The sequence below is a fragment of the Actinomycetota bacterium genome (genome assembly GCA_005774595.1).
In the GTDB taxonomy this organism is placed as follows: Bacteria; Actinomycetota; Coriobacteriia; order Anaerosomatales; family D1FN1-002; genus D1FN1-002.
On sequence record VAUM01000289.1, the window covers coordinates 1 to 2,503 of the forward strand.

The 2,503-nt window shown below is 69.4% G+C and carries 1 protein-coding gene and 1 pseudogene; both read right to left on the bottom strand.

Annotated features, from left to right (window positions below; translation table 11 throughout):
* A pseudogene (locus tag FDZ70_09235) lies at nucleotides 1-133 on the bottom strand (acetyl-CoA carboxylase biotin carboxyl carrier protein subunit).
* A 237-nt stretch (nucleotides 134-370) separates the two neighbouring features.
* The gene (locus FDZ70_09240) at nucleotides 371-2,047 is read right to left on the bottom strand and encodes a type II secretion system protein GspE (GenBank protein ID TLM70282.1); all 1,677 of its coding nucleotides are present in this window, start codon (nucleotides 2,045-2,047) and stop codon (nucleotides 371-373) included.
* Nucleotides 2,048-2,503: the final 456 nt, after the last annotated feature.

The window sequence follows — 2,503 nt, forward strand, 5'->3', positions numbered from 1 at the left end:
CGCCCGCTCCCGTCGCGCCCATCCGCGCCACGGGAGCCGTGGCGCGGATGGGCGCGACGGGAGCGGGCGTGGGCGCGGGCTCAGGCGCGGCGACGGGCGCGACCGCAGGGGCCGGCCTCACCACGACCGGGGCCGCGATGGCCTCGCCGTCGTCCTCGGCGACGTCGTCGTCGACGTCGCTGATGAAGTAGTCGCCGATGCCGCTGTCTGCCATGTCTTCAGACACCTCCGTGACGCCAAGGGAACGGCCTGACCGCGGGCATCGTGAAGCGACACTCATGCCCGGGGCAGGCTAGCCATCTTAGCATCTCACGAAGGCTGAGGGCGTACAACAGGCGTGTGAGCGGCGGGAACGCCGCTCGGCGGTGCGTCAGACCACTACGCGCATGATCTCCTCGATGGAGGTGAGCCCCGCGGCGACCTTGGCGAAGCCGTCCTCGCGCAACGTCTTCATGCCCTCGTAGATAGCCTGCGCCTTGACCTCGTCGGTGGAGACGTTCTCGACCGCGAGCCGCTCGATGTTCTCGCTCATCGACATGACCTCGTGCACGCCCATGCGGCCCCGGTAGCCGATGTTGTTGCACTTCTTGCAGCCGACCGCCCGGAACAGCTTGGGCGGATTCCCGGGCTCGAACGGGAAGCCGACGCGCGTGAGAGCGTCCTCCGACGGCGTGTACTGCTCCTTGCACTCGGTGCAGAGCCGACGCGCGAGGCGTTGCGCGAGCACACAGGTCACCGCGGACGCCGTCAGGAACGGCTCGATGCCCATCTCGGTCAGGCGGGTCAGCGCCGACGGCGCGTCGTTGGTGTGCAGCGTGGACAGCACGAGGTGGCCCGTCAGCGCCGCCTCGATGGCGATCGTGCCGGTCTCCTTGTCGCGGATCTCACCGATCATGACCGTGTCGGGGTCCTGCCGCAGGATCGAACGGAGCGCCGCGGCGAAGGTCAGGCCCGCCTTCTCGTTGACCTGGACCTGCGACAGGCCCGCGAGCCGGTACTCGACCGGGTCCTCGACCGTGATCAGGTTGGTCCGGATGTCGTTCGTCTTGTTGATCGCCGCATACAGCGTGGTCGACTTGCCGGAACCGGTCGGGCCGGTGACCAGTAGCGCCCCGTACGGCAGCGACAGCGCCTCCATCAGGCGGGCGAGCGGCTGCTCGAGGAAGCCGAGGTCCTCCAGCGACATCATGATCGAGTCCCGCCGCAGCAGACGGATGACGGACAGCTCGCCGTTGACGCACGGCAGGACCGCGACGCGGAAGTCGACCGCCTTGCCATCGAGCGTCACGCCGAACCGGCCGTCCTGGGGGACGCGCCGCTCGGCGATGTCCATGCCCGAGTTGATCTTGAGCCGGCTGACGAGCTGGCGGTGCAGCTTCTTCGGGCTCTTCAGGATCTCCTGGCACACGCCGTCGATCCTGAACCGCACGCGCATCTCGGTCTCGAGCGGCTCGATGTAGATGTCGCCGGCGCCCTGCCGGATCGCCTCGGTGATGATCATGTTCATGAGCTTGGCGACGGGGGCCGACTCGTCGGACGCCTCCTCCTCGCCCTCCTCGACCGAGACGCCGCCCATGGACTCCTCGAGGTCGTCCATCATCCCGGAGACGTCGGTGCTGGCGGCCGCGAAGCGCTCGATAGCCTGCGCGAGCTCCGACTCCGACGAGACGACCGGGCGGATGTCGTAGCCCGAGACGATGCGCAGGTCGTCGATGGCGAAGATGTTGGCGGGGTCGGCCATCGCCACGACCAGCTCGTCATCCTGGATCTTGAGCGGCAGCACGTGGTAGCGCCTGCAGACGTCCGCGCCGACCATGGTGGCGGCGTTCGGATCGAGTTCGTAGTTCCCGAGGTCGATGTAGGTCAGCCCCATCTGGTCGGCGACCGCCTTGGCGATCGCCTCGTCCGTCGCGTAGCCGAGTTCGCCGAGCACGGACGGCAGGGAGCGGTCGCCGGACTGCGCGAGCGCCTCGTCGAGCTGCTCGGTGGTGATGACGCCGGACTGTACGAGGATGCGGCCGAGCCGCTTGCCGGAAGCAGCCGTCACGGCTGACCACCCGCCTCGGCGTTCGCGGCCATCGCGGCTTCCGCAGCGGCACGCATGACGTCACGAGGGGCGCGGTTCTGCATGCCCTCGCCCCAGATGTCGATGGCGGTCGCGCCTTGTGCGACCAACATGCCGAGGCCGCCGACGGCGTGTGCGCCCGCGGCCTCGGCCGCTGTGACGAGCGCGGTCGGGGTCGAGCGGTACACCATGTCGCAGACGATCTGGCCGGAGCGGATCCACTCGACCGAGAACGGCGTCTGCGAGTCCGCCATCCCGACCGGCGTGGCGTTGACGACCAGGTCGGCGGCGCTCACCGCCCCGGTGCACGCGGACGCGTCGGCGGCGAGCGCCTCGAGTTCGGTCACGCGAGCGTGGCTGCGGATGCGCTCGACGAGCTCGACCGCGCGGCCCTCGTCCCGGTTGATGACCGTGACCTTGGCGGCCTTTCCCAGCACG